Raw genomic sequence first — 22,441 nt, 5'->3', positions numbered from 1 at the left:
AACATGGATACGGATAACGGCAGCGAGCGGGAATTTGGAATACAAACAGCTGTCATTCATCGAATATGTTGCGAACGAGGGCACATAATTATGGGCAAAGTAGAGTTTACAGTAGTAAACGGGGGTAACATCGTAACTCCGCGTGGTTTTACAGCCGGAGGATTACACTGCGGGCTAAAAAATTCGAACCGCAACGATATGGGCGCGATTCGTTGTGAGGTAGAAGCGACAGCTGCTGCGGTGTACACCACCAATGTGTTTCAGGCTGCACCGCTGAAGGTGACCCGCGAGAGCTTGGCAGATGGTCGATTGCAGGCAGTAGTGGTGAACAGCGGAAACGCCAATGCCTGCACGGGACAACAAGGAGAGCAGGATGCTTACGCTATGCGTTCGGCTGCGGCTCATGAACTGGGTGTTGCTGAGAGCAATGTAGCCGTCGCCTCGACAGGCGTGATCGGCGAGCATTTGAAAATGGATTGTGTGCTTGAAGGTATATCCTCCTTACCTGACCGTATGAACGGGGCAAACGATGGAGCAGAGCAATTTACCCAAGCCATTCTGACAACGGACTTGGTTAAAAAGGAAGCATGTGTGGCGGTTGAAGTGGACGGTGTGACCGTGCACATCGCCGGGGCGGCCAAGGGATCGGGCATGATACATCCGAATATGGCAACGATGCTCGCTTTTATGACCTGTGATGCAGTAATCGGACAGACGGCGCTTCATCAACTATTAAAGCAGGCAACGGATACCAGCTTTAATATGATTACGGTGGATGGGGATACGAGCACGAACGATATGCTGATTGCTATGGCAAGTGGGCTGGCTGGCAACCGTGAACTGCACGTAGGGCATCCCGATTGGGACGCTTTTGCCGAGGCGTTCACCTATATCTGCCGAGAACTGGCGAAGGCAATTGCTCGCGATGGAGAGGGTGCTACGAAGCTAGTAGAGGTGTCTGTAAGCGGAGCGGTAAGCGATGCGTCCGCTCAAGCGATAGCCAAGACGGTGGTTGGGTCTAGTCTGGTCAAGTCAGCCGTCTTCGGAGCGGATGCGAATTGGGGACGGATTATTGCGGCCGTAGGGCGTGCTGGAGAGCCAGTTAATCCAGAAACGGTAGATATTCGCTTGGGTGATATTGTTGTGCTAAGCCAATCAAGTCCGGTCGCTTTTGATGAAGAAGAGGCGCTAGCCTATTTGCGGGGAGATACGGTGCAAATTATTGTTGATTTGCATCACGGAGACGGAACCGCTACAGCATGGGGCTGTGACCTAACCTATGATTATGTGCGGATTAACGCAGCTTATCGGACATAGATACCCGAATAAAATACGGATTGAATAAGGATAGTAGTTAATAGAAGCAAAGAGCGGATATAAGTCCAGCATCATTTAAAAATTGCACGGATATGCGGAGAAGAAAAGGAGAGATGATATGCAATCGGCAGTGGAACACGCGGATCAAGCGAATCATGCGGGAGTGGCACGTCGTAATTTTGTGATGAAATGCGGAGGAAGTACGCTGGCTGCGTTACCTGATTCCTTTTTTGAAGATTTGGCGAGTTTGCAGTCGGAAGGTCTTCAACCTGTCATTGTACATGGCGGTGGCCCTGCGATCTCCGACAACTTGGCGAAGCTGGGGATCGAAACAGAGTTCATTCATGGATTACGCAAAACGACCGAACCCGTGCTGGATGTCGTGGAGATGGTACTGGCGGGTAGCATTAACAAGCAGATTGTACGTAGAATAGGACTGCATGGGGGCCGAGCGTTGGGGTTGTCAGGTAGTGATGGTTATTTAATCGAAGCCAAGCCTGTGTCGAATGCTGCTGAGGTCGGTTGGGTCGGAGAGGTAACATCTGTTCAAGCCTCGATTATTACAGGTGTCCTGGATATGGACTATATGCCTGTTATTGCCCCCATCGGGATTGATCGATCTGGTCAGCGTTACAACATTAATGCGGATACGGCGGCGGGTGCGGTAGCCTCTCATCTGGGGGTCAGTCGGATGATCGTCGTTACAGATGTACCAGGCATATTGAAGAAGTATGGCGGAGAAAAGAAAGTGCTGGACTCTATCACCGTACAGGAAATTGAGGATATGATCAGCACAGGTGAAATATATGGGGGTATGATCCCGAAAGTGAGAGCGGCTATTGCCTGTATCCACGGCAAAGTGAAGGAAGTCGTCATTGTGAACGGTAGCGAACCGCAGGTACTAAGTCGTGTGCTAGGCGGAGAATCGATTGGAACACGCATTGTGCGTATGCAGTAATTGTAATATATAGCTCGACCTATATAACCAAACGATAAAGGAGCGTGAACATAATGAGTAAGGAACCGAATACGCTGGTGAGCGAGGAAATGCCAAGTACGGATGGAAGCGAAGTGCAAACGGAAAAGGTGTCAGCAAAAGCGCAGACAAATAGCTCTCTTTTTCCAAACTACGCAAGATACCCGCTTACACTGGTGAAAGGGCAAGGAAGCTGGCTGTGGGACGATCAGGGCAAGCGTTATCTGGATTTCATGTCAGGCATCGCCGTTACTAATCTGGGCCATGCGCCTCAAGCAGTAGCTGAACGATTGAAAAAACAGATCGATGAATTGTGGCATGTATCCAATCTGTTTCATATACCGGGGCAGGAACGGGCAGCTGCCTTGCTGACAGCAAATAGCAGCGCAGATGCCGTGTTCTTCTGCAACAGCGGGGCCGAAGCCAACGAAGCTGCAATTAAGCTGGCACGTCGTTACCACCAGAAGGTAAAGCAGACCGGTCGCTACGAAATTATTACGTTCACGCAATCCTTTCACGGACGGACGCTGGCAACCTTGACCGCTACGGGTCAGGACAAAGTGAAAGAAGGCTTTTTACCGCTTCCCGCCGGATTCAAAAGCGTTCCGCTTCATGATCAGGCTGCGCTCGAAGCAGCCATCAATGAGAATACAGCGGCAATTATGCTGGAAATGGTGCAGGCCGAAGGCGGCATGTATCCGGTAGACCCTGCTTTCGTAGATGTGATCACAAAGCTATGCCGCGAGCATGGTTTGCTGCTGATCATTGATGAGGTGCAAACAGGTATGGGCCGGACGGGCAAGCTGTTTTCCTTTGAGCATTATGGTATAGAGCCGGATATCTTTACATTGGCGAAAGGACTGGGCAGTGGGTTCTCTGTGGGTGCGATGCTAGGTAAAGGATATTTGCGTGAAGCGTTCACAGCGGGCAGTCATGGTTCTACCTTTGGAGGTACGCCACTTGCTATGGCAGCGGTTCAAGCTACTATTGAAACGATTATTGATGACAAGCTGCCAGAACGTGCAGCTGAGATGGGAGATTACCTCTTCCATAGTCTGCAAAAGCAGCTTGGAGATAGTCCTTTTGTAAAGGATATCCGTGGAAAAGGTCTGATGGTCGGCATTGAGTGTGTAGAACCGGTAGCGGAGCTTGTTTTGGCAGGACAGAAGAAGGGCATTCTGTTCATTACAGCAGGACCGAACGTGATTCGTCTGTTGCCTAACTTGTATGTAACGAAAAACGAAATAGATCAGGCTGTAACATGGATTGCTGAATTGATTCGGGAGCATGTGGCTTAGTGTAAAGGTTAAATTATCCTAGACTAGAGTGTAAAAGGAGACGATAGCATGAGCCAGGGCGGCGCACTGCAGCAGATGAATTTGAAAGGGCGGGACTTCCTGGAGCTGGACGATTACTCGCCAGAGGAAATCCAGTATTTAATTGATCTCGCTGTTGAAATTAAGCGTAAGCATAAAAACGGGGAAACCTATCAGCCGCTAAAAGGGAAAACGCTCGGACTGATTTTCGAGAAATCCTCTACACGTACACGGGTATCTTTTGAAGTCGGTATGTATCAATTGGGCGGGCATGCTCTTTTCCTCAGCAAAAATGACATCCAGCTGGGACGCGGCGAACCGATTAGCGACATGGCCCAAGTCATGTCACGGTATCTGGATGGCATTATGATTCGTACCTTTGGGCACGATAATGTGGTAGAGTTGGCACGTTATGCATCCGTTCCTGTGATCAATGGATTGAGTGATTTGGCGCATCCGTGCCAAGTGCTAGCTGATTATCAAACCTTGTATGAGCAAAAGGGCAAGCTAAAAGGGCTCAAATTGGCTTATATCGGAGACGGCAACAATATGGCGCATTCTCTCTTGATTGGTGGAGCGAAGCTCGGAGTGCATGTCTCCATTGCAAGTCCAGCTGGATACGAGCCTAACCCGAGTGTGGTCGCAGCTTCCCGTGAAATTGCCAAACAGACAGGTAGTGAGATCGTTATAACCCAAAGTCCGCAGGAAGCAGTACAAGATGCGGATGCGATCTACACAGATGTGTGGGCGAGCATGGGGTTTGAGGAAGAGCAGAAGGAGCGGGAGCTTGCTTTTGCCGACTTTCAGGTGAATGAAGAGCTGGTCAAGCTGGCAAAGCCGGATTATTTATTCCTGCATTGTCTCCCTGCGCATCGTGGGGAAGAAGTGAGCGCAGGCGTAATCGATGGTCCGAATTCGGTCATCTTTGATGAAGCAGAAAATCGTCTGCATGCGCAAAAAGCGCTGTTAGTTGCTTTAATGGCATAAGATTGATAGGTATTGATAGGTAAAGAAGATAAAGGCTAGAAGCATTCGGGGAGGACTTTAACAATGGCAAAAGAAAAAATCGTACTCGCATATTCCGGCGGTCTGGATACGTCGGTTATTCTGAAATGGCTCAAAGAAACTTATGATGCTGAAATCATAGCTTTCACCGCAGATATTGGTCAAAAAGAAGAACTGGACGGTTTGGAGGAAAAAGCACTCGCTACAGGGGCTTCCAAAGTGTACATTGATGATCTGCGTGATGAATTCGCCAAGGATTTTATCTATCCGATGTTTCAGGCGGGTGCCTTATATGAAGGACAATATTTGCTCGGAACGAGTATTGCACGTCCATTGATCGCTAAGCGGATGGTCGATATTGCGATTGCCGAGGGAGCAACAGCCATTGCTCACGGGGCAACAGGCAAAGGTAACGATCAGGTACGCTTCGAGCTGAACGCGGCGGCGTTGACGCCGGATATCAAGGTGATTGCACCTTGGCGGCTGGAAGAGTTCCGCAATCAGTTCCCGGGCCGTGCAGAAATGATTGCCTATGCGGAAAAACACGACATTCCGGTAACTGCTTCTGCAGCCAAGCCATACTCCATGGACCGTAATCTGCTGCATATCAGCTATGAAAGCGGCGTGCTGGAGGACCCTTGGTTTGATCCAAGTGCTCCTGAAAATAAAGAAATGTTCTTGCTCAGTAACGCGCCTGAGGACGCTCCTGATGAAGCAGAATATTTGGAGTTGGAATTTGAAGCAGGTAACTGCATCGCTTTGAACGGAGAACAGCTTAGTCCATTGCAAGTGATGGAAAAACTGAATGAGCTCGGCGGCAAGCATGGTATCGGACGCGTGGATATGGTGGAAAACCGTTTTGTTGGTATGAAAAGTCGGGGAGTCTATGAGACGCCGGGCGGTACGATCCTGTTCACAGCTCACCGCAAAATGGAATCCATCACGATGGATCGCGAGGTTATGAATCTGCGTGATAGTCTGATTACCCGTTATGCTACCTTGGTTTACAACGGTTTTTGGTTCGCACCGGAACGTGTCGCTTTGCAGGCTCTGGTTCATGAGAGTCAGAAAAATGTTAGTGGTACCGTGCGCGTGAAGCTGTACAAAGGCAACATTATCGGCGCAGGCGTTAAAAGTCCGGTTAGCTTGTACAATCCGGACATTGCGACCATGGAAGCCGATCCGACACAAGCCTACGATCAAGGCGATGCAACAGGCTTTATCCGCTTGAATGCTCTGCGTTTGAAGGTTAACGCGGGTGTAACACAAAATCATAAATAATGATGTAACCTAAAAAATGTACGGGATGCGGGCCGTTCTTGTCCAAACGACGAGGGCGGCTTGTATTGCAGAGAGGGGATCATACAATGAGTAAGCTATGGGGCGGACGGTTTACGAAGCAAACGAACAAGCTGGTAGAGGAATATACGGCTTCTATCGGGTTTGATCAGGCGTTGGCGGAAGAAGATATTCAAGGCAGTTTGGCTCATGTGGCCATGCTAGGAAAATGTGGAATTATTCCGCAGGAGGATGCAGACACGATCAAGGAAGGACTGCACACCGTTCTGGAGCGTATCCGCCGTGGGGAAATTGAATTTTCCGTTTCGGATGAGGATATTCACATGAATATCGAAAAAAATCTAATCGAGGCTATTGGTCCAGTGGGGGGTAAACTACACACTGGGCGTAGCCGTAACGATCAGGTAGCAACGGATATGCACTTGTATTTGCGTGGACGTGTGGTATCGCTGGTGGGTATGCTGCATGATGTACAATCTGCATTAATCGGCCAAGCAAAGGATAATCTGGACACGATTGTACCTGGATACACACACTTGCAGCGTGCGCAGCCTATTTTATTTGCACATCATCTGCTGGCGTATGTGTCTATGCTGGAGCGTGATATTGACCGACTCAAAGACAGCTACAAGCGGATTAACGTGTTGCCGCTTGGCGCGGGTGCTTTGGCCGGGACCACTTTTCCGATCGACCGTCATTTTGTAGCCGAGCAACTGGGATTTGATGGCGTATATGAAAATAGCCTCGATGCCGTCAGCGATCGGGATTTTATCGTAGAGTTCCTGGCTGGCGCCTCGCTGATTATGACGCATTTGTCTCGTCTGAGCGAAGAATTGGTGCTATGGAGCAGCACGGAGTTTGGTTTTGTCGAGCTGGATGATGCTTTTTGTACAGGCAGCAGCATTATGCCGCAGAAGAAAAATCCGGACGTACCGGAGTTGGTACGTGGTAAAACCGGACGTGTCTATGGAAACCTCGTGGGCTTGTTGACTGTATTGAAATCCTTGCCGCTGGCATACAACAAGGACATGCAGGAAGACAAGGAAGGGATGTTCGATACCGTTGCCACGCTGGAAGGAGCCTTGCAACTGTTCGCACCGATGATCGCCACGATGAAGGTGAACAAGGATCGCATGCGTCAAGCGGTCAACCAGGACTTCTCCAATGCAACGGATATTGCGGACTTCTTGGTCGGCAAAGGGCTTCCGTTCCGTCAGGCGCATGAGGTCATTGGCAAAACCGTACTGTATTGCATCCAGCATGGAAAATATTTGCTTGATCTCACACTGGACGAATTTCAGCAGTTTTCGGATCTGTTTGATGAGCGTATCTATGAGGTACTTCAACCGGAAGCGGTAGTGAATGCACGGAATGTATATGGTGGAACCGCTACCGGTCAGGTACAGGCAGCCATTGGGCGCAGTGAACAGCTCCTGGCGAATACATCAACATGGTTTGAAGGGCACAAGCCGAAAAATTAATCAGTAAAGAAAGATATTATTCTCTTGCACAGTAGCGGTATACTGTGTAAAATCAAATTTTAAGGAATTAGCAATCAAAGATTCTAAGGCACCGTTCGCGGTGTCTTTTGTGCTTTTTGGGGCATTAATTCATAGTTCCAAATACCTATTACTACACTAGTGTGAAAGTTTCTAGAATTTACATTTTTGTATACTACGTCTACGGTGATTATGGTAGAATAGCACTAAGTTTTTCATTGAATTACCAATTCAATAGGACAAGAACTATATTCAATAAATAAATGTCAAGTTACTAGGGGCTCTTTTGGTCAAGTGAATTTCATAAATGTGTAAATGAAGGGCTTGAATGAGAATAGAGGTATGTCCTGGTTTTGGGAGAACGGCATGTATATGCTTTAAAGTAGTGACGTAGCAAAAGGCAGAGTCGGGATGATTCAGGGAGGTATTATGAGAACTAAAAGGACGGCGCGTCAGTTAAAGAGCGCTTGGATCGGTTATCGCGCTTCTGAAGCCGATCAACTGATATCTTCATTGCATGAGGAACGGATACAAGCGGAGGAGTTACTGCGCGAGGAGCGGGAACTTTTTCACGCGGCGCTGGAACGGAAAAAGCAGCGGGATGCGGAGTTAAAGCAGCTGCTTGCAGATGCGCTTGCGGAAGAGCGGCGCTGGATTGAAAGGGCGGGAATTCATGGGTGACAAGCTTAGGTGGCAGGTTGGAGGAGTTTCAATTCGCCAAACCAAGAGAAGAATAAAAGAAGAGCGTCAGCGAATCGAACAACTGCAACAACAGCTAGAGGCTCAGCGGGCAGAGCAGGCTCCGGTGCTGTACAAGCTTGATTTTCATATCGAAGAGTTGGAACGGCGACTTCAGGATACAGAACTTCGTATCGAGGCTATACGGAACGCCAATGATACAGCAGCAGCTGTGGAACAATTGCTGGATGAAGGGATACAGGATGGACAGGCGCAGGAGGCTCAAGTCCAATATGCATCTGGCCAGGAACAGACAGCAGCAGGAGCTGCTATGGTCACTGCTTCCAGTATCCCTGGTACGGAAGGCGAAGAGGCCGCAACAGGAACGCGGAGCGGCCGAAACGGCAAGGCCCGTCTGGGGGATCAACTGGTGGAGAACGGGATGATCACCCGCGATCAGCTGACAGATGCCATCCGCAACCAGAAGCGCTACGGTGGTAGGCTGGGCGATATTCTTGTAGAAATGGGCTTCATTACAGCCGAGCAGCTACAGGAACAGGTTGGCGGCGACGAGTCCAAGGAGCGCCTAGGCGATATGCTGGTTCGTTCCGGTTATATATTGCCGGAACAACTGGAACGCGCACTGGAGTTCCAGGCGAAGAGCGGCGGGCTGCTGGGCGACATCTTGCTGTCATTGCAAATGCTGGAACCTGCGGATTTGTACCGCGCGATTGCTACACAGAACCGGATCGGGCGTATTGGTGAGGAACTCGCGCTGGATGCGGCGTACAAACTACCCGAGCAAGTGGCAATGGCTTATGGCGTGGTCGTTATCCATCAATATATGAACCGATATATTGTGGCGGTCAGCGATCCGCTGCCAGAAGAGCGACGCTTGAAGCTGGAGGAAATTCTGGGTATGCCGGTAGAGCAGGTGCTTGCTACGAAGGAAGAGATGGAGCAGCTCTGGGGTAAAATCTACGGTGAAGAAATGATGCAGGAGAGCACGACCGGGCTGTTGGAAAAAGAACCGCACAATTCGGCGCGGACGACTTTTACAAAGGGACAACTTTGGGTGTTCGCAGCCATGGGTATGATTACACTGCTCGGTCTCTTCTGGAACAGTTGGAAAACGGTGTTGATCATCAATATGATGATTCAGCTGTTTTATTTTGCGATGACGCTATTTAAATTTGGCATTATTTATCTTGGTTCCCGGCGTGGGGCGCAGCTTCGTTTTACGAAGGAAGAGGTTGACGCCATGGATGAAAAGAAACTGCCGATCTATACCATTCTTGTACCTATGTATAAGGAAGCGGGCGTGCTTCCGATGTTGTTGCGAAATTTGGAGCAGCTGGATTATCCCAAGTCCAAGCTGGACGTGCGGCTGCTGATTGAAGAGGATGACATTGAGACGATCGAGCTACTTCGGGAAATGAAGCTGCCGGCCTATTACACGACACTGGTCGTTCCAGACGGTTTGCCGAAAACCAAGCCGAAGGCATGTAATTATGGACTTATTCGGGCACGTGGCGAGTTTGTCGTGATTTACGATGCTGAGGATCGTCCCGACGCTGATCAGCTTAAAAAGGTCATTGCAGCGTTCGATTCACTCCCTGAGCATTATGCGTGTATTCAGGCGAAGCTCAACTATTTTAATAGTACACAAAATTTGCTGACCCGCTGGTTCACTCAAGAATACAGTATGTGGTTCGAGCTACTGCTGCCGGGTATTATGCAGTTAGATACCCCAATTCCTTTAGGTGGCACATCCAATCATTTTCGGGTATCTGTATTGAAAGATATTAATGCGTGGGACCCCTATAATGTAACCGAGGATGCCGATCTGGGCATACGTCTGTATAAAGGCGGCTACAAAACTGCTATTGTCGATTCCCGCACATGGGAGGAAGCTAACAGCCGTGTGGGCAACTGGATTCGTCAGCGGTCACGCTGGATCAAGGGGTATATGCAGACGTGGCTGGTTCATATGCGCAATCCGGTGAAGCTGGTGCGCGAAGTGGGCTGGAAAGGTTTTTTCGGCTTTCAGGTGATGATTTTGGCAACTCCAATGTTGCCGTTGCTGAATCCGATTTTTTGGGGCTTGCTTATTTTATGGTTTGGCTGGGAATTGTCCTTTATTCCCAAGCTGTTCCCGGGATATGTGTATTACCTGGCCAGCGCGGAATTTTATATCGGTAACTTTCTGTTCGTATTCAGTAACGTGGCCGGAATGTATTGGGTCATCGGGGAACTGGAAGAGCGCGGTGAACGAACATTTTCATACGCGATGGTCAAATATGGGCTACTCTCGCCGTTATATTGGGTACTAATGAGTATAGCTGCGGTGAAAGCAGCTTGGCAGCTCATTACCAAGCCGTTCTATTGGGAAAAGACGACACATGGTCTGACCGATATGCACGACTTGGATGATACCCCGGCACAGTCCTCCTGAATATGAAGAAAGAAGGAGCAAGAATGGAGACAAAAACACCTTTTTTATCCGTCGTCATTCCCATGTACAATGAAAGCTCGCATCTTGAGCGTTCGCTTAAGGTGATTGATGGGGTACTGTCTGTTGTCACCTCACGCTATGAACTCATCATTGTAGATGATGGTTCCAAGGACGATACGTGGCTTAAATTGTCTGAATTATCCCATCGAATGCCCTCTTTGCTCGCGCTCCGGTTGAGTCGGAACTTCGGTAAGGAACTGGCGTTGTGCGCAGGTCTGGAAAATGCCTCTGGCGATGCAATCATTGTCATGGACGGTGATTTGCAGCACCCTCCTGAGATGATTGGAGAAATGGTGCGTTTATGGCAAAATGAAGGTTATGATTTGGTCGAATGTGTGAAAGAATTCCGGGGAGAAGAGTCGGTGGGCAAAAAGCTTGGAGCTTCTTTGTTCTACGCGACCTTGAACCGCTTGACGGGCTTTAATCTCAAGGATGCCTCCGATTATAAGCTACTGGATCGACGAGTGGTGGATGCCTGGATGGCGATGCCAGAGCGGATGCCGTTTTTTCGCGGAATGACGGCCTGGCTCGGTTTCCGTAAAACCCAGATTTCTTTCCGAGTGGCTCCACGCGAAGAGGGTCCAAGCCGCTGGAGTCCGTTAGGGCTGACTCGACTGGCAGCAGAAGCGATCGTTTCGTTTTCGACAGTACCATTGCGGGTTGTAAGTCTAATGGGCCTCATTTTTATGCTGATTTCAGTCGTATTGGGGATTCAGACCTTAATGCGTAAATTAATGGGTGACGCTGTGACCGGTTTTACCACTGTCATTTTGCTGCTCTTGATTATCGGCAGTGTACTCATGCTGTCGATCGGAGTAGTAGGAGAATATATTGCCGCCATATATCACGAAGTCAAAGCTAGACCTCGCTATCTGATAGCAGATAAACGGGCGAATGCTGACCGATTGTGGGTGGACAGGGAGTTTAATCAACATGATCAGACGTTCATATCTAAAGTATCCAATCATTAAATACGGTATTGTAGGACTGCTGGGTACAGGTATCCATGTTGGTGTACTTGTGCTGCTGGTGGAGCTGTTTACGGTACCTGCAGTAATGGCTACTACAATAGGATTCGTGGTTACGCTGCTCGTTTCCTATGTGCTGAACCGAAACTGGACGTTCGAGCCTACCGGTGAGGGAAGCCGCACCCAGTTTCTTAAATATTTATTGGTCTGTACCTGTGGCTTACTCTTAAATGCCGCCCTGATGTACGTGACCATTCACTGGATCGGTTGGTCGTATCTGATCGGTGAAGTACTAACTACCATCATCGTGCCTGTTCATAATTATTTCTGGAACCGCTACTGGATCTTCTCCGTTCCGCAACAGCGTCAGAAAGAGGTTTCATGATTTTAAGAAAACACGGAAAATTGCTGTCATTGTTTGCTTTTATTGCTGCTCTTGAACTGGCGGTGGGTGTGTATTTTGCATGGCATCTTGGCTATATGCATACCGATGCGCTTAGTCGAGTGGCTAATGCATTTTATGTGCTATACAGTCGTGATCCACACTTGGGTGCTATCGGGTTTGTATGGAATCCGCTGCCCAGTTTGATGGAACTGATCGTGCTGTTGTTTTATCCTTTATTTCCAGTACTCGCTTCCCACGGGCTGGCGGCAGTGATTGTGAGCAGCCTGTTTGCAGGGGCGAGCGCGGCATTATTGTATGCGACGGGCAAACAGTTGGGGCTTCACGGTGCAACCAGCTTGCTGATTGCGCTATTATTTTCACTGAATCCATTTATGTTTCTGTTTGGCTTCAACGGCTTAAGTGACTCGCCATATATCTTTTTCATCCTGTTGACAGTGAGTCGATTTTGTATGTGGTTGAAGGATCGCAAGGCGGCGAATTTGATCGTATCCGGTTTTGCACTTGCACTCGCTTTTTGGGTGCGCTATGAAGCGGTTCCGCTTGGCGTTGCGATGGCTTTGGGTGTATTGCTGACGATCTTTTTTCTGCATCGGTGGCGTACAAACAGAGAGAGCGTTAGAACGCAATTGTCTTTAAAAGAGCGCCTGTACAAGGTAGAAGCGACATGGCTTCTATTGTTGCTGCCGCTTGTCTTTTCCGGTTTGCTGTGGCTCTTTTTTAACTGGATTATCATGGGCGACCCGCTTTACTTTTTACGCTCGCAATATTCCAATTCCACACAATCAGCGGCTTTGTTAGAGGATCAGCGCTTTGTAGAAATGTTTGCTCACCCTGTGCTGATGCTAAAGTTTGTCGGGCAACGAACCTTATGGTATGCGGCTCCGTTAATTTCCATTTTGCTTATACGCCTATTGGACAAACGTCTGTGGAGTTGGAGCACGCTTACGCTATTAGCAATCTTTTTATCGGTACCCGGGCTTCAGCTTTTACTGATGTTTAAGCATTCTTCGTTTGGCTGGTTCCGATATTTTATGTATGTATTCCCGATTACGGTTGCTTGGCTGCCGTATGAGCTTAGTCTGTTGAAGGGGAAAATGCGGGGGATCGGAATCTCACTGGTAACGGCAGGGATGTTGGTAACAGCAGGCTTGTTATCCTACGCACTGACGAACCCCGCGATTGCAGCAGATGAACACAGCTATTTGACGCATAGTGGTAATGAAAGCTACGAACGTCAAATTATTGAGCGGAAAATAGCGCCGTGGCTGGATGAGTATTATGGTTCATCTCTTATTTTGACAGATTCTTATGCCGCCTATCCGATCATTTTGAGCAGCAAAATTCCGAAGAAGTTTATGATTACGAGTGATTATGATTTTGGGGAATCTTTAATAGATCTGCCTGCTTCCAAGGTGGATTATGTCTTGGTCACGCGCTTGGTGGATGGGGTACCGCTGGATCAGGTAAACCGGAGCTATCCTGATTTATTCGAAAAGGGAGCGCCGTGGGCCTCGTTGGTACATGACTTTGACGGGCAGTGGCGACTGTACAAAATAGAGCATGAAGAATCGAAATAATTATTATATTTTAGTGCATCGTAGCGGAGGGAAGAATACAGCTGTAGGGTGTGAGTGGGCTACAGCTGTATCACCGCAAGAAGTTTGAGGGGGAACGAGAGGAATGTCCTTTCGCAAATGGTCTGCAAGCAGATGGATGGCTATAGGTCTGTTTGTATTTATACTTGCATTGGAACTTTCTGCGGGCATCTATTTCAGCTATGTTCTGGGATATATGCACACAGACGCGCTCAGTCGCGTAGCTAACGCATTTTACGTGCTGTACAGCCGCGACCCGCATCTGGGCGCCATCGGATTTATCTGGAATCCACTACCCAGTCTTCTGGAAATGGTGATTCTACTGCTGTATCCAATCTTTCCGGCATTAGCCACCTATGGATTGGCTGCTATTATTTTGAGTGCTACCTTTTCTGCTTTGACCGCTATGTTGCTATATCGGGCGGGTGTCAGAACAGGGCTTAGCTCTAGTATGAGCTTGCTGCTGGCTTTGTTGTATGCACTGAATCCGTTTATTTTACTGTTTGGTGCCAATGGGCTGAGTGATTCGCTATACATATATTTCATTATGATGACGGTGATTGAGTTTGCATTGTGGCTCAAGGATCGCATGACGGCAAGTCTGATTGTTTCTGGATTAGCGCTTGCCATGGCGTTCTGGACTCGTTATGAAGCGGTTCCTCTGGGCGTGGCAATGGCAGGTGGCGTGGTCTTGGCGGTTTTGTTTCTCCATCGAAACATGGGCAGACGCGAGCTGGCCTTGCGAGAAAAACTGCACAAGGTCGAGGCAACGTGGTTACTGCTTCTGCTCCCCGTGGTCTTTTCCGGGCTGTTATGGATTTTCTTTAACTATCTCATTATGGGGAATGCTTTTTACTTCCTGAATTCGGAGTATTCTAACACGGCCCAATCGGCAGAGCTGCTGAATGATGATAAGTTTGTAGAGATTTTCTCCAATCCGCTGGTAGCCTTGAAATTTATTGCTTCCAAAACACTTTGGTATTCGGTACCGTTGTTGGCTATTCTGTTCATTCGTCTGTTGAGTGGACGCTTGTTCCGATGGGGAACCCTGATTATTTTGCTGCTGTTCCTATCAGTGCCGGGATTGCAGTTTTTACTTATGATGAAGCAATCTTCGTATGGATGGTTTCGTTATTTTATGTATGTATTCCCAATTACCATAGCCTGGTTGCCTTATGAGTTGAGCCAGCTTCAGGGACGATGGCGGAGGGCAGCCTTTGGCCTGGTATCCGTCAGTCTGCTGCTTACCGCTGGATTACTTTCCTATGCGTTGACTCGCCCGGATATTGCACCGGATGAGAACAGCTTTCTCACACGGACAGGTAATGTGAACTATGTGAGACAGGAGTCAGATCGTAGGATTGCCGTTTGGTTGGATGAGCATCTGCCGAAGTCTACCATTATGACCGATTCGGCTTCAGCCTACACCATGATTGTTTACAGCCAACATCCTAAACGCTTCCTGATCACCAGCGATTATTCGTTCAATAAGGCATTAAGTTATCCGCAGGATCACCATGTGGATTATATCCTTGTACCTAAGATCATGTCAGGCATGCCACTGAGTAAGATCAATATGGTATATCCGAACTTATATGAACATGGTGCCCCATGGGTTCAGCTTGAACGTGAGTTTAATGGCGAGTGGCGCCTGTATAAAGTACTGCCTAAGTCACTAACTAAAGAATCTCCATCAACGGAGACCACAACAAATCCCTAATGTGCATATAATAAATCCCCGAGCCTATCCCTTCGCCATGGTGCGATGAGAGAAGCTACGGGGATTTTTTTAACCTGTTTAGTGCTCTTTGAGCGGTAGCCATGCCAGAACATCCTGAATTTTCGCGTCCCAGTATCCCCATTCATGCGCTCCAGGACCTTCTTCGTAGGTCAGCGGAACCCCGACGGTACTACATGTTTCACGAAAAGTCTGATTCCCCTTATATAAGAAATCCTCCGTACCGCAGCATTGGTAGAGTCGGGGGAGTGAGGTCCCCAAGGCAGCATGACGTTGTAGCAACTCTAGCAAGTCGTGATCTGTTCCGCGTATTTCATCTGGCCCAAAAATGTTAAGCCATTCCGCTGGACTCATCGCATTTTGCATAGGATCGGTGCGTGATGCGTGTAAATCCATGACTCCCGAAAGACTGGCAGCGGCTGCAAACCGCTCTGGATGCTGGAGTGCCAGTTTGAAAGCACCATATCCACCCATAGAAAGTCCGGCTACAAAATTATCCTCACGCTTGTCGGATAGAGGAAAGAATGAACGTGCCAAAGCCGGCAATTCTTCACTGATAAAGCTCCAATAAGCCGCTCCTTGCTCCATATTCGTATAGAAACTCCGATGTACTTGGGGCATAACGACAGCCAGGCCCAATGAGGCCACATAGCGTTCAATGGAGGTTCGACGCAACCAGGTTGAATCATCGTCCGATAGGCCATGCAGCAAATACAGCGTCGGATGTGACCCGGTTCCTTGCTTGCCCTCTAGTCCAATTTGTGAACGGGTTGCCTGAGGAAGAATAACATTCATGGATGTGCTCAGACCAAGAACTTCCGAATAAAACTGACATTGAATAAGAGCCATAAGAAGACCTCTTTTCCTAGGGGTTTGTGACCTCATTGCGGTGTTCAGCATATGACTGAGTATTCATTCAGTATACCTTAGCCTGTCTAAATATACATATCCAAGTGAGCGACTAGGTATTAAGTCCCGTTTCTTATTTATCCTACATTAGGAGGGGGTATGGTTATATGGGACGATTTTTTTAATTTGGGGGTTATTTGGGTTTGATTTCTGGTAAAGTGTTTAAAAAAGAATGATGAATCCAATCAGAGGAGGAATTTATAGCATGGGAAAAAAGTTAAGAAATACAGTTACAGGTGTATTGAGTACAGGTCTTATTCTTAGCGCATTCAGCGCAGCGGCAGCTGCTCCTCAAACTACAAATGGACATTGGGCAGGAGATCAGGTGCAACGCTGGTCAGCCACAGGACAATTGGACGGCGCGGTAAAACCGGATGCGGCAATCACACGTGCAGAATTTATTGTTCTTCTGAACCGCAGCTTGGGTACGTTCACGCAGGATACTCCAGCTGTGACAGACGTAACGTATGCGGACAGTGTAAAAGTAAACGGTAATGGAGGCAGAACGTTCACAGATGTACCAGCTTCTCACTGGGCATACAACGAGCTGACAAGTGCCGTGAATGCAGGTTACATAAGCGGCTATGCAGGTAACAAGCTCAAACCAAATGGTAAGGTAACACGTCAAGAGGCTGCGGCTATCGTAGGCAAAGCTATTGGACTCACTGCGGGTAACGCAGCAGATGTTACTAAATTTATTGACTCCGACAAAATTGGATCTTGGGCAAAGAAAAGTGTAGCGGCAGCTGCGGAGCAAAAAATCATCAACGGTTATCCGGATGGTAAATTTCAGCCACTGAAGTCGCTGACTCGTGCAGAGGCAATTGCTATTCTGGACGCTGCTTCCGGCTACAACCTGAGCCCTGTTGATAATCTGACGACGACTCCTGGTGGAACGGTAACGGATTCCACATACAGCAACGTGACAGATTCCACTTATGGTAACACGTCGACTACTTCTGGCAGCGAAACAGAAGATAGCAGCACAAATACCAGCACAGATAGCACGACTACGAACAACTCTACAACAATAGATACCAACACAGATGCAGACACAACTACGGATACGACTACAGATAGCACTACAGACACAGTTGCAACTACGGGAGTACTGAAAGTCAACGATGTGTATGACGGAGAAAGTACAATTACGGGGACAGCTAAAGCAGGTTCCACAGTAACCGCCTATTCCAACGAACTGCCTATCGGTAGTGCAGTAGCCAAAGATGATGGCACATTTAGTATCAGTGTGCTTACTCAAAAAGCAACGGTTAGACTGGTAATCAAAGCTAAAGATGCAGACGGTAACGAAAGTGAGCCTGTAGAAATTTCTGTTTTGGGTAAACGCAGCGAGTAATTTATAGCTAAAATCCCCCTTTCATTCTGTCTGGAACAAGTCCAGCCGACAATGGAAGGGGGGTTTTTCGTTTATTCGCTTATACCATCCTCGACAATAGACTTCTCGGGTTCACGTGTTTGTGGCTCAGACGATGTGCCACCGCCATAACTAGCTATAATGCGTTGCTGCGCTCGATACGTATCGCGGCTGATTCGGGTGCGATCTACGGCTTTTCCGTCTACCTTTTTTACCCGAAATGTTTCTACCACATACCCTTCTTTGCCCTGCCGAAGTACTTGATAGAAGCCAGGGGAAAGTGAGTCATTACGCAGCCTCTTCTCCGGTATGGGAAGTACGCGAACCGTATGGGATTCCAGTTCATACGAAACATTGGACGGAAATGTACCAAAAAATTTAACAATAAGTGTTCGGTTTTGGACAGCCGCACGAAGTAACAAATGCTTGCCTGTATTGTTTTTAAAACGGAAATTAATGGACCCCGTAGCGAAAGTCGCATCCTGACCTTTGGGCAGATAGCTGACCGGCAAGGAATGGTTGCGGCGCTCAACAATGTCCAAACCGACTCGCAGCGCTGCATTATACACCGTGCTGGATACCTGACAAATCCCCCCGCCTATACCGGACTCCAACTGACCGTTCACGATCACTGGAGCTTCACGAAAGCCATGAGTGCGCTCAGCCTTGGCAATCAATTGGCCATAGTCAAAAATGTCACCCGGCTTGAGAATTAAACCATCAACGGTGCTTGCCGCTGAGTTAACGTTGTACACGCGTCCTTCCGAGCTGCTGCCCAGACTGGTGGAGAACTGGACAATTTTGCGCTCAATCCCTTCGTTACGTAGACTGTCCACCGAAATTTTCGGTTCCAGCTGACGGAAAGGTAATTCCACTCGTACGGGCTCTTCCGAAGCGGTAAAATCCTTGGGCAGCGCCTTATCTAGTGCGGCGTCCAATCTGGGCCAATCTAGGCGTCGGGCAGAGCGCCCCGGAATATAACGAACCTGATCATTCCCGTCAATCTGTCGCACAGCATTGATAGGCATGCCATATCGTTGCTCCTCCCAATCGGCTCCGAATTGGGCCCTTAATATCTCCTCCTGTCGGAAAGATGTGATAGACCATTCCTTTTCGAAGCTAAAACGTGTCTGCACACGAGTCCATAGATGCTCCGAGCTGAGTGCCGTCACGGCATTCCGAAATGCCTCCGCTTTATAATGAATTCCTGCTTCCCCGAGTGTAATTTTTATATCCTGTGCACTGCTGTCACTGTCCGTCAGAAGTAGTGGACGTTGCTTCAATGCATCCAATTTTTTATCCACCAGCCGAAGAGCGGCTGTGTGATCCATGCTTCCTACGTTAATTCCTCCGACCCTCACTCCCTCCGGCAGTGTTTGTCTGTCGGCGTACAGATGAAGTCCTCCCCACAACATGGCTAGCGCCAGAACACCAGACCATATCCAAATGACAGATAAATGAATTTTTTTCATAATGCAGATGTCTCCTGTCTGATAAGCTTGATAGCGTACTCGTGTGCCATAATATTCATATATATGTGCCAAAAGCAGAAAACTTTCGGTACTATTTAGGTAACAAATTTGTTACAATGATAAACGGTATGATGAAATAGAGAAGTTTTTAAAGGAAATGCATGGAATATGTCGAATGGATATTAGGTTATGCGTAATATGATTAAGCAACGGGAAGTGATCGAGTGATTGAAATGCAGGATGTGTGGAAGACCTATACTAACGGAACCCACGCACTTCAAGGAGTATCGGTCAGAATTGACCGCAATGAATTTGTATACGTAGTCGGCCCGTCTGGAGCGGGGAAATCGACTTTTATGAAGCTTATTTATAGAGAAGAAGTACCTACCAAGGGGCAAATTTCAGTCAATGGTTTTAATATCGGGAAGCTCAAGCAGCGTAAAATTCCCTACGTTCGTCGTAACATCGGAGTCATTTTTCAGGATTTCCGACTTTTGCCGCGTTTGACGGCTTATGAGAATGTGGCTTTTGCTATGGAAGTTATTGAAGCTCCCAAGAAGCTGATTCGCAAACGGGTACCCGAAGTGCTTGAACTGGTTGGCTTGAAAACAAAAATGAATCGTGAGCCTGCCCAGCTTTCCGGTGGGGAGCAACAGCGTGTAGCGATTGCACGGGCCATCGTAAACAATCCTTCCGTGATCATTGCCGATGAACCTACGGGAAATCTGGACCCGGAAACATCGTGGGAGATCATGCAGTTGCTGGACGAAATTAATTTTCGAGGCACGACCATTGTGATGGCGACCCACAATAAGGACATCGTGAACTCTATGCGTAAACGCGTGATTGCCATTGAAAATGGCAACATCGTAAGGGATCAGGTAAGAGGGGAGTACGGATATGACTTTTAACACCTTCTTGCGTCATGTGCGGGAAGGTTTCAAAAACATATTCCGCAATGGCTGGATGTCCGTGGCATCCGTCACCTCGATTATTGTGTCACTGCTCATATTGGGCGTATTTATCATGCTGGTGCTCAACGTCAATTCCCTGGCTGATCAGGCAGATAGTCAGGTGGAGGTTAACGTATTTCTGGAGCTGAATGTAGAGCAGAACATGCGTGAAACACTGCAAAAGGAAATCGCGGCGATGCCGGAAATCAGCAAAACGACCTTTGTGACTAAAGCTCAGGGTTTGGAAGAGCTGCGCAAAGATTTGGGTGACAGCGGCAAGGAGCTGCTGGAGGGTTTTGACAAGGACAGCAATCCACTGCCGGACAAAATTGTGGTAGAGGTTATTGAACCAACAACGGTTCCATTTGTGGCCGAAAAGATTGAGAAGCTGAATACGTTGCATCCAGAGAAACCGATTTTAAAGGTTCGTTATGGAAAAGGCACCGTAGAGACGCTCTTTACGATTACGAAGCTCATTCGTAATGTAGGCTTTATATTCGTCGCCGGACTGGCGATCATGTCCATGTTCCTCATCTCGAATACGATTCGCGTGACCATATTGGCACGACGAAGAGAGATTGGCATTATGAAGCTGGTCGGTGCGACCAACTTTTTTATACGATGGCCGTTTTTTATTGAAGGAGCGCTTATTGGTCTCATTGGTTCCTTGATTACCGTAGGTATTTTATTTACTGGCTATCAGCGTTTGCTCACAGCCGTACAGGGTGATATAGCTCTGAATATGTTGAAGCTTATGCCACTTGAAGGGATTTGGATTCAGTTGAGTGCATTGCTGATTATTTTGGGGATGCTGGTCGGAATTGTTGGCAGTACCCTGTCCATGCGCAAGTTCTTAAAAGTATAAGAAGCGCTGGATGGACGTCGTGGTCGATTTAATAGAACGGGGAAGCCCGGTGTTATTTTGCGATAAAGGATGGGGAGTGCAAGTTGAAAAAAACAGGATCTGTGTTGGCCGCTACCTTGGTAGCCGCATTGCTAATCCAGCCTTCTGACGGATATGCCAAAAGCATGAGTGAGATCAATTCGCAGCTGAACAAATTGGAAAAGCAGGCCCAATCTGCCAAGCAACAACAGGAAAAGGCTGCTCAAGATAAACAGTATGCCCAACATTACAAAAATAAAACCGTGCAAAACCTAAAAATTGTGCTTGCTCAGATTAACAGTGTCAGTGATCAGCTGACTCGTGTTGCGGTTCAGATTGATCAAACGGAAGATAATCTGCGTGCGACTAAAAAAGATTTAGCTGAGGCCATTGATCGTATCCAGTCACGGGAAAAAATGCTGGAAACTCGTGTGCGTTTGATGTATACGGATGGAACCGTCTCATATATGGACGTGCTGATGTCTTCGTCCAGTTTTAGTGACTTTCTTAGCCGGGTAGATTCCCTGAAAACGATCGTGGAGCAGGATCAAATCCTGTTGGACGAGCATAAAAAGGACAAGGCTCTGGTCGTAAGTAAGAAGAAGCAGCTGGATACGGAATATAAAAATGCCAAGAAGCTGTATGCGCTCAAGCAGGGCGCCAAAGCAGAACTGAATTCGAAGGAGAAAGAGAAGCAAAGACTGATTTCTAATTACGATCATGATATTGCGGAGTCAGATGAAATCAGCGAAGAGCAAAATGACATGCTGGTAGCCCTCGCGAACAAACGTGTGGGTCTGGTGCAGGAGAAGAACAAGCTCAGAGCGGAGCAGGCTGCCAAAGCAGCACGCGCCAGAGCGGCTGCACGTGCGGCTGAAGCCAAACGATATGCATCTTCTTCCTCAGGCGCTGCCTCGAATTCCAGCCATGCGGCAGCCAGTACGTATACGGGTGGATCAGGTACGTTGGCTTTACCTGTATCTCATTACAGACTCTCATCTACTTTTGGCATGCGGGTACATCCGATTACTGGCAAGCTTAAAGGCCACACAGGTATTGATATGGCGGCTCCGCAGGGAACTGATATTCATGCAGCTGAAGACGGTGTTGTCATTGTTGCCGAGTGGTGGAGTGGTTATGGAAACACAGTTGTAATTGACCATGGAGACGGACTATGGACCCTATACGGACACATTCGCAATGGCGGTACGGTGGTTCATACGGGGCAGACTGTGAAACGTGGTCAAAAAATTGCAGAAGTTGGTTCGACGGGCAATTCCACGGGACCTCACTGTCATTTTGAGGTGCGCGAAAATAACAAACCTGTAAATCCGATGAACTATTTATAGTAAATAAGGTAAGCCCTATTTATAGCCATTACGGTTGTAGATAGGGCTTTGCTGTAATGGTTAATATCCGATGAAGAACATGTGCATTGAGACACGGAGTAGGATACAATTAACATATTCCGTACAAGCTAGACGTATACTTCGTGGATGGATATGCGTTGTAAGGCAATAGGATACAAGATAACGAG

At 48.0% G+C, this 22,441-nt stretch carries 18 protein-coding genes; 16 read left to right on the top strand and 2 right to left on the bottom strand.

What is annotated here, in order from left to right; translation table 11 throughout:
• Nucleotides 1–90: 90 nt before the first annotated feature.
• From argJ to MKY98_RS23695, 12 genes are all read left to right on the top strand, one after another.
• The gene (argJ, locus tag MKY98_RS23750; RefSeq protein ID WP_069010676.1) at nt 91–1,317 is read left to right on the top strand and encodes a bifunctional glutamate N-acetyltransferase/amino-acid acetyltransferase ArgJ; all 1,227 of its coding nucleotides are present in this window, start codon (nt 91–93) and stop codon (nt 1,315–1,317) included.
• A 118-nt stretch (nt 1,318–1,435) separates the two neighbouring features.
• Nucleotides 1,436–2,275 (top strand): acetylglutamate kinase, encoded by an 840-nt coding sequence (argB, locus tag MKY98_RS23745; protein ID WP_069010678.1) that lies wholly within the window; start codon nt 1,436–1,438, stop codon nt 2,273–2,275.
• Nucleotides 2,276–2,328: 53 nt separating this feature from the next.
• Nucleotides 2,329–3,591: an acetylornithine transaminase gene (locus MKY98_RS23740; protein WP_069010679.1), complete on the top strand. Its 1,263-nt coding sequence runs from the start codon at nt 2,329–2,331 to the stop codon at nt 3,589–3,591.
• Between the two features lie 48 nt (nt 3,592–3,639).
• A complete protein-coding gene (argF, locus tag MKY98_RS23735; RefSeq protein ID WP_039271452.1) occupies nt 3,640–4,596 on the top strand; it encodes an ornithine carbamoyltransferase in 957 nt (318 codons plus the stop codon).
• A 63-nt stretch (nt 4,597–4,659) separates the two neighbouring features.
• Entirely contained in the window at nt 4,660–5,895 is a 1,236-nt protein-coding gene (locus MKY98_RS23730; RefSeq protein ID WP_069010680.1) for an argininosuccinate synthase, read from the top strand.
• Nucleotides 5,896–5,981: 86 nt separating this feature from the next.
• The gene (gene argH, locus MKY98_RS23725; protein WP_069010681.1) at nt 5,982–7,394 is read left to right on the top strand and encodes an argininosuccinate lyase; all 1,413 of its coding nucleotides are present in this window, start codon (nt 5,982–5,984) and stop codon (nt 7,392–7,394) included.
• Between the two features lie 447 nt (nt 7,395–7,841).
• Nucleotides 7,842–8,093: a hypothetical protein gene (locus tag MKY98_RS23720; RefSeq protein ID WP_029514559.1), complete on the top strand. Its 252-nt coding sequence runs from the start codon at nt 7,842–7,844 to the stop codon at nt 8,091–8,093.
• Nucleotides 8,086–10,545, top strand: coding sequence for a glycosyltransferase family 2 protein (locus MKY98_RS23715; protein ID WP_069010682.1), 2,460 nt, complete (start codon nt 8,086–8,088; stop codon nt 10,543–10,545). Before MKY98_RS23720 ends, MKY98_RS23715 begins: the two co-directional genes overlap by 8 nt.
• Nucleotides 10,546–10,568: 23 nt before the next feature.
• The gene (locus tag MKY98_RS23710; protein ID WP_029514557.1) at nt 10,569–11,576 is read left to right on the top strand and encodes a glycosyltransferase family 2 protein; all 1,008 of its coding nucleotides are present in this window, start codon (nt 10,569–10,571) and stop codon (nt 11,574–11,576) included.
• Nucleotides 11,539–11,958: a GtrA family protein gene (locus MKY98_RS23705; RefSeq protein ID WP_029514556.1), complete on the top strand. Its 420-nt coding sequence runs from the start codon at nt 11,539–11,541 to the stop codon at nt 11,956–11,958. Before MKY98_RS23710 ends, MKY98_RS23705 begins: the two co-directional genes overlap by 38 nt.
• Nucleotides 11,955–13,556, top strand: a complete 1,602-nt coding sequence (locus MKY98_RS23700; protein ID WP_069010683.1) for an ArnT family glycosyltransferase — start codon at nt 11,955–11,957, stop codon at nt 13,554–13,556. The genes MKY98_RS23705 and MKY98_RS23700 overlap by 4 nt, the downstream gene beginning before the upstream one ends.
• A gap of 103 nt (nt 13,557–13,659) precedes the next feature.
• Nucleotides 13,660–15,294, top strand: a complete 1,635-nt coding sequence (locus tag MKY98_RS23695) for a glycosyltransferase family 39 protein (RefSeq protein ID WP_069010684.1) — start codon at nt 13,660–13,662, stop codon at nt 15,292–15,294.
• A 78-nt stretch (nt 15,295–15,372) separates the two neighbouring features.
• On the opposite strand, the gene MKY98_RS23690 is transcribed toward MKY98_RS23695, so the two are convergent.
• The gene (locus MKY98_RS23690; protein WP_069010685.1) at nt 15,373–16,161 is read right to left on the bottom strand and encodes an alpha/beta hydrolase; all 789 of its coding nucleotides are present in this window, start codon (nt 16,159–16,161) and stop codon (nt 15,373–15,375) included.
• A 265-nt stretch (nt 16,162–16,426) separates the two neighbouring features.
• Between MKY98_RS23690 and MKY98_RS23685 the strand changes: the two genes are divergently transcribed.
• Complete coding sequence (locus tag MKY98_RS23685) at nt 16,427–17,578, top strand: S-layer homology domain-containing protein (RefSeq protein WP_069010686.1); 1,152 nt, start codon at nt 16,427–16,429, stop codon at nt 17,576–17,578.
• Between the two features lie 71 nt (nt 17,579–17,649).
• Here MKY98_RS23685 and MKY98_RS23680 read toward each other — a convergent pair whose 3' ends face one another.
• Nucleotides 17,650–19,068, bottom strand: a complete 1,419-nt coding sequence (locus MKY98_RS23680) for a VanW family protein (RefSeq protein WP_069010687.1) — start codon at nt 19,066–19,068, stop codon at nt 17,650–17,652.
• 224 nt (nt 19,069–19,292) lie between these two features.
• Here MKY98_RS23680 and ftsE point away from each other — a divergent pair, with 224 nt between their 5' ends.
• From ftsE to MKY98_RS23665, 3 genes are all read left to right on the top strand, one after another.
• A complete protein-coding gene (gene ftsE / locus MKY98_RS23675) occupies nt 19,293–19,979 on the top strand; it encodes a cell division ATP-binding protein FtsE (protein WP_023990620.1) in 687 nt (228 codons plus the stop codon).
• Nucleotides 19,969–20,886: a permease-like cell division protein FtsX gene (gene ftsX / locus MKY98_RS23670; protein ID WP_013312238.1), complete on the top strand. Its 918-nt coding sequence runs from the start codon at nt 19,969–19,971 to the stop codon at nt 20,884–20,886. Before ftsE ends, ftsX begins: the two co-directional genes overlap by 11 nt.
• 83 nt (nt 20,887–20,969) lie before the next feature.
• Nucleotides 20,970–22,253, top strand: a complete 1,284-nt coding sequence (locus MKY98_RS23665) for a M23 family metallopeptidase (protein ID WP_029514550.1) — start codon at nt 20,970–20,972, stop codon at nt 22,251–22,253.
• Nucleotides 22,254–22,441 lie beyond the last annotated feature (188 nt).

Origin of the sequence: Paenibacillus sp. FSL M8-0228, assembly GCF_038007385.1 — a bacterium.
Classification (GTDB): Bacteria; Bacillota; Bacilli; order Paenibacillales; family Paenibacillaceae; genus Paenibacillus; species Paenibacillus polymyxa_D.
Note: the sequence above shows the minus strand (reverse complement) of the source record. Positions and strands in the feature narration are given on the sequence as shown.

Excerpts from the sequence above, each read along its gene's own strand:
- argJ (WP_069010676.1), top strand. The coding sequence starts at position 91 with ATGGGCAAAGTAGAGTTTACAGTAGTAAACGGGGGTAACATCGTAACT.
- argB (WP_069010678.1), top strand. The coding sequence starts at position 1,436 with ATGCAATCGGCAGTGGAACACGCGGATCAAGCGAATCATGCGGGAGTG.
- MKY98_RS23740 (WP_069010679.1), top strand. The coding sequence starts at position 2,329 with ATGAGTAAGGAACCGAATACGCTGGTGAGCGAGGAAATGCCAAGTACG.
- argF (WP_039271452.1), top strand. The coding sequence starts at position 3,640 with ATGAGCCAGGGCGGCGCACTGCAGCAGATGAATTTGAAAGGGCGGGAC.
- MKY98_RS23730 (WP_069010680.1), top strand. The coding sequence starts at position 4,660 with ATGGCAAAAGAAAAAATCGTACTCGCATATTCCGGCGGTCTGGATACG.
- argH (WP_069010681.1), top strand. The coding sequence starts at position 5,982 with ATGAGTAAGCTATGGGGCGGACGGTTTACGAAGCAAACGAACAAGCTG.
- MKY98_RS23720 (WP_029514559.1), top strand. The coding sequence starts at position 7,842 with ATGAGAACTAAAAGGACGGCGCGTCAGTTAAAGAGCGCTTGGATCGGT.
- MKY98_RS23715 (WP_069010682.1), top strand. The coding sequence starts at position 8,086 with ATGGGTGACAAGCTTAGGTGGCAGGTTGGAGGAGTTTCAATTCGCCAA.
- MKY98_RS23710 (WP_029514557.1), top strand. The coding sequence starts at position 10,569 with ATGGAGACAAAAACACCTTTTTTATCCGTCGTCATTCCCATGTACAAT.
- MKY98_RS23705 (WP_029514556.1), top strand. The coding sequence starts at position 11,539 with ATGATCAGACGTTCATATCTAAAGTATCCAATCATTAAATACGGTATT.
- MKY98_RS23700 (WP_069010683.1), top strand. The coding sequence starts at position 11,955 with ATGATTTTAAGAAAACACGGAAAATTGCTGTCATTGTTTGCTTTTATT.
- MKY98_RS23695 (WP_069010684.1), top strand. The coding sequence starts at position 13,660 with ATGTCCTTTCGCAAATGGTCTGCAAGCAGATGGATGGCTATAGGTCTG.
- MKY98_RS23690 (WP_069010685.1), bottom strand. The coding sequence starts at position 16,161 with ATGGCTCTTATTCAATGTCAGTTTTATTCGGAAGTTCTTGGTCTGAGC.
- MKY98_RS23685 (WP_069010686.1), top strand. The coding sequence starts at position 16,427 with ATGGGAAAAAAGTTAAGAAATACAGTTACAGGTGTATTGAGTACAGGT.
- MKY98_RS23680 (WP_069010687.1), bottom strand. The coding sequence starts at position 19,068 with ATGAAAAAAATTCATTTATCTGTCATTTGGATATGGTCTGGTGTTCTG.
- ftsX (WP_013312238.1), top strand. The coding sequence starts at position 19,969 with ATGACTTTTAACACCTTCTTGCGTCATGTGCGGGAAGGTTTCAAAAAC.